Here is a 4,975-nt window from a genome sequence, read left to right on the forward strand (position 1 = left end):
CCCTCGCCGACCTCTACCCCGAGGTCCTGCGGCTCTCCGGGCAGAGCCCCGCCGAGGGAGCGCCCGTCGCGAGAGCCCGGGGTTTCCTGGCGATGGAAGTGCGCTACCAGTCCTCCCTCGGCGTGTCGAATGATCGCCCCCGCCCTGTCCCCTGTGGGCACACCCCGTCGATGACGAGCGTCAGGAGGCGCCTCGGTCTCGGCGGCGCCGTCGCTGTCAAGTTCGGTGGCCGGCGCGATGGCTCCAACGAGTTTGAGCAGCTGGGTGATGGTGACGTCGGAGCGCACGGCGTGCGCGTGGTGAGCGCGCGTGAGTAGTTCGCTGCCAGCGTTCACGATCATCGTGTGGCAGGTGTCCCCGAACGTCGGATCGCCGGCGTCGGCGCCGGGCATCAGGGGTGCCCCCAGGCCCTTGTTGGTGACGGCGTGTGCGCCGACCACCTCCTCACCACCACACCCCACACCCCGCCCACGCGGCAGTGGCAGGAGCTCGCAGCACACCTCCTGCCGTGAACGGCGCGGTCTTTGCACCGAGCAGGAGAGGAGATGCCTTGCCTGCCGTGCCGTCATCCGCGCGTGGGGGTCTCCGGCTCAGGGCCGGGTCGGTGACCCCCACGCCGGGCATGTTCCACCGGGGCGGAGCGTGCCCGGCGTGGGCGTGGAGCCGTTACTCGGCCAGGAAGGCGAGCAGGGCGTCGGTGACCTCCTCGGCGTGGGTCCACAGCAGGCCGTGCGGCGCGCCGTCGAGGACGACGTAATCGGCCTTCGGGAGCGCCTGGTGGAAGAGGTCGCCGGTGGACTCGATGGGCAGGATGCGGTCGGCGGTGCCGTGCAGGATCAGCGCGGGTACGTCGATCTTGGCGATGTCGGCGCGGAAGTCGGTCGTCCACGTCGCGACGCAGGCCAGGGAGGCGAACCAGGACGCTCCGGCGGCGACGTCCCAGCTGCGCCGGACGGCTTCCTCGCTGATGCGGCTGCCGAGGTTCTCGTCGAGGTTGTAGAAGTCCTTGCAGAACTCGGTGAAGTAGGCGTACCGGTCGGCGGTGACGGCCTGTGCGATGCCCTCGAAGACAGCGCCGTCGACGCCGCCGGGGTTGTCTTCGGTCTTGAGCAGGTACGGCTCCAGGGAGGCCAGGAAGGCCGCCTTGGCGATGCGGGCGGAGCCGTACGTGCCGAGGTAACGGCCGACCTCGCCGGTGCCCATGGAGAACCCCACGAGTACGGCGTCCTGGACGTCCAGGGTCTCCAGGACGGTGTGGAGGTCGGCCGCGAAGGTGTCGTAGTCGTAGCCGATGGCCGGCTGGCTCGAACGGCCGAATCCCCGGCGGTCGTAGGTGATGACCCGGTGGCCGGCTTCGAGCAGCGCGGCGGCCTGCTTCTCCCAGGAGTGACCGTCGAGCGGGTAGCCGTGGATCAGGACGACCGGCTGCCCCGTCCCGTGGTCCTCGTAGTACAGCTCGATGTCGGTGGAGTTCTCCTGGCCAACGGTGATGTAGGACATGTCAGTCGATTCCTTCTGGTCGGTGAAAGTCATTCGCGGAACGAAGCGGCGGAACTGATGCGCCGGTGGGACTGATGGGCCGGTGGGACTGGCGGGCCGGTGGGACTGGCGGGCCGGTGGGACTGGCGGGACGGTGGGACTGGCGGGACGATCAGTGGACGGTCCGGGCCGCCGCCTCGACCACACGGACCACGGCTTCCGGATGCGAGACGGACACCGCGTGCGAGGCGTCGATCTCCGAGGTACTGGCACGGGCCCGGGCGGACATGAAGCGCGGGGCGGCCACCGGGATGTTGCGGTCCTCCGTGGTGACCAGCGACCAGGAGGGGATGGTCTTCCAGGCGGCCAGGGTGGACTTCTCCTCCAGCGCGGCGGCGGCGACCGGGCGCTGACCAGTGGCCATGAGCCGCGCCTTGTCGGCGGGGACGTCCGCGGCGAACTGCTGACGGAACCTGTCCGGGGCGACGTACACATCCGCTCTCGAAGTTCCGTCCGGGAGAGCGTAGTCGACCGACTCGGTGGCCTGGCCGAGGGTGCTTCCGGGGAACTTGTCCGTCAGCCCGATCGAGCTCTCGCCGATGTCGGGCAGGAACGCCGCGATGTGAACGAGCGCCTTGACCTTGCCCCCAGTCCCGCGGCGGCCTGGCTGATGACGGTCCCGCCGCAGGAATGGCCGACCAGGACCACGGGCCCGTCGATGTTCCCGACGACGCTGCGCAGATGGGCCGCGTCGGTCGCGGGACCACGCAGCGGGTTGGCAGCGGCGACCACCGGGTAGCCGGCACGTTCGAGCAGCTGGACGACCCCGTCCCAGCTCGCGGCGTCGGCGAAGGCGCCGTGTTCCGGCACGATCGTCGGCCGGGCCGCCTCACGGGGTGCGGCACCAGCCGTGCCGGGCAGGGTGAGGGCGGTGACGGACAGACCGGCGGCGGCGACCGTGCCGAGCATCGCGAGCCTGCGGACTGGACGGGTGGTGCGCATCGTGAAACTCCTCCTGTGCATGGGGTGGCATGGGGGCAACGTGCTCCAGGGCCGTGGTGGCCCGGACCGGACGTCGTCGGACTGAGGGCATGAGCCCGGATGGGACCCTCTTCGGGTCACTCGCGTCCCGGCCCCGTGGGTGGGCTTCTCTGACGTGTCCAGCACACCAGTCGACAAGCCGGAGATCACTGTCGTACGTACCCGTGGGGAGGTACAGCAGCCTGTACCGACGCCGACACAGGAGGCGTGGAGCGGGCACGGACGGACGGTTACCACGGCGACGTTGCCGGGACCGGCCGGAGAGGTGATCGCGGAAGGTGAGGGTGAGCCGATGGCCGTCGGCCGCTTCCTCGATGCCATCGACCCTGCGACCGGAGCCGGGCGCCGGACTCACTCCGCGGAACGAACGTCACGTCCCACCACGGGTGCAGGGTCCGCGGCCCCGGTAGGAGGCAGGGGCACGCGGGGGGCACGGCGCGCCCGCGGGAGCGACCGACGACGCCCCCCGTGACCGGCACGTCGGTGGCCGGCCCGCCGTGACCGGCGCGTCGGTGGCCGGCACCCGACACGAACGTCGGGATTAACTGAAACTTCGTCACCTCTTTGCCGGAAAGCTGCTTTCGGCTCCTACCGTGATCATGAAACGGGGTTCCGGCCGCACCCCCTGCGACCACTCCGACGACCACCACCGCACCCCGGGCTCCGGCCCCGCACACTCCCTCGTACCGGAACGCGCCCCCTCGGCGTGCCCGCTGCGCGCACCGCCCCGCATCAAACTCCTCCGGGCGTACGCCCCCGGCCGTACGCCTCGCCTTCATCGTCCGCAGCTGTGCGCCACCACGATCCTCGACGGGCCTCAAGTGAAAAGTCATGGTTGGTCAATCCGCCGTAAGTTCACGGCGCTGCTTCTGCTCCCGCTGGTTTCCCTGGCCGCTCTCTGTGCCTACGCGGCCTACCTGTCCCTGGGGAACGCCCTGACCCTGGCGCACGTGGACACCATCGGCAACCACCTCGCCGCGCCACTCGGCCGTGCCGTCCTCGCCGTCGAGGACGAGCGCCGCGGAGCGATGGTCGAGACCGTCGCTCCGGGCAGCGATCCGGAGGCACTGGGCCGAGGCCGGGGCATCACCGACCAGGCCGTCGCCGCCTTCCTGAAGGAGGCGCGGGACGAGAACGTCCGCGACGCGGAGAACACGACGGTACGGGCAGGAGTCGACGGAGCCGTCAAGTCCCTGAGCACCCTGTCCGCGATCCGGGACGGAGTGGACGCGCACAAGACGTCGAAGGACGAGGTCCTCGCGTCGTACACCGCCATCACCGGCAGCATCGCCGAGGCGCTGCGGGGCATGACACTCCTGCCCGACCAGGACGCCCAGGACTTCGGGCAGGCGCTCTACACCCAGGTACCCGCCGGCGACATCCTCGCCCAGGAGGACGCGCTGATATCGGCCGCGGCGGCGAGCAAGGAGCACCGGCTGAACCCCGCCGACTACCGGGCGGTCGTCCAGGCCATCGGTGCGCAGCGGCTGCTCAACGCCCAGGCGGTCGGGCAACTGCCCGCGCCCCAGCGCACGCCGTTCATGAGGCTCGCGGCGCCCGGCGGTCCGACGGCCCTTCTCACCGCACTGGAGGAGAAGATCCTCGATGCCGGGCCGAACGCCCGCGAGCTGCCGTTCCCCATCGCGCAGTGGCGGTCCGCCTTCGACACCCAGAAGACCGCGACGAGCACCATCGCCCTGAACGACATCTCCCTGGTCTTCACCCGCACCGGTCCGCCGGCCCGGCGCGCCTTCATCGAACTGATCTCCGCGGGTCTGCTGGGTCTGACGTCGCTGGTGGTCTCGCTCGTCATGTCGGTGCGCATGGCCCGCTCCCTGATCGGCGACATCGGCCGGCTCCGCAACTCCTCGCGCAACCTCACCGAGGACCAGCTCCGGGACGTGGTGGGCAGGCTGCGTCGCGGCGAGACGGTCGACGTGGACGCCGGAATGATCCAACAGGTCTTCGTCAACCGCGAGATGGCGGAGCTCGGAGCCTCGTTCGACGCACTGCAGCGCACCGCCGTGGAACTCGCCCGGGAGGACGTGCGGTTGCACGAGGGCATCAGCCAGCTCTTCGTGAACCTCGCCAGGCGCAGCCAGGTTCTGATTAACCGTCAGCTCGCGATGCTCGACGAGATGGAGCGGCACGAGGAGGATGCCCGGGCGCTGGACCGGCTGTTCGAACTCGACCAGCTGGCCACCCGCATGCGGCGGTACGCCGAGGGACTGCTCATCGTGTCGGGAGCATCGCCGGGACGCTTCTGGCGCCGCCCGGTGCCCGCGGTGGACGTGGTGCGCGGGGGAATCGCGGAGACCGAACAGTACGCCCGTGTCGTGGTCATGCCGGTGCCGACCGTCGGACCCGGCCTACGACGCCGAGGACACCGAAGGGATGGAGCGGTGCACCGGCCGGGGCACCTGGAGCTACGACCGCGGCGAGGGGCCCCGGGGGC

The 4,975-nt window shown here is 70.6% G+C and carries 3 protein-coding genes and 1 pseudogene; 1 reads left to right on the forward strand and 3 read right to left on the reverse strand.

Features of this window, described 5'->3' with window-relative positions; all coding sequences use genetic code 11:
• The 3 genes and pseudogenes from ACWD3D_RS33455 to ACWD3D_RS33465 all read right to left on the reverse strand — a co-directional run.
• The coding region (locus ACWD3D_RS33455) for an SbtR family transcriptional regulator (protein ID WP_451464474.1) at positions 1-440 on the reverse strand (440 nt) is incomplete at its 3' end.
• Positions 441-666: 226 nt separating this feature from the next.
• Positions 667-1,500, reverse strand: a complete 834-nt coding sequence (locus ACWD3D_RS33460) for an alpha/beta fold hydrolase (RefSeq protein ID WP_451464475.1) — start codon at positions 1,498-1,500, stop codon at positions 667-669.
• Between the two features lie 151 nt (positions 1,501-1,651).
• Positions 1,652-2,481: pseudogene (locus ACWD3D_RS33465) on the reverse strand (esterase/lipase family protein).
• Between the two features lie 638 nt (positions 2,482-3,119).
• Here ACWD3D_RS33465 and ACWD3D_RS33470 point away from each other — a divergent pair.
• On the forward strand, positions 3,120-4,975 hold a 1,856-nt coding region (locus tag ACWD3D_RS33470; protein ID WP_451464476.1), incomplete at its 3' end, for a nitrate- and nitrite sensing domain-containing protein.

The organism is Streptomyces sp. NPDC002690, from assembly GCF_053592415.1.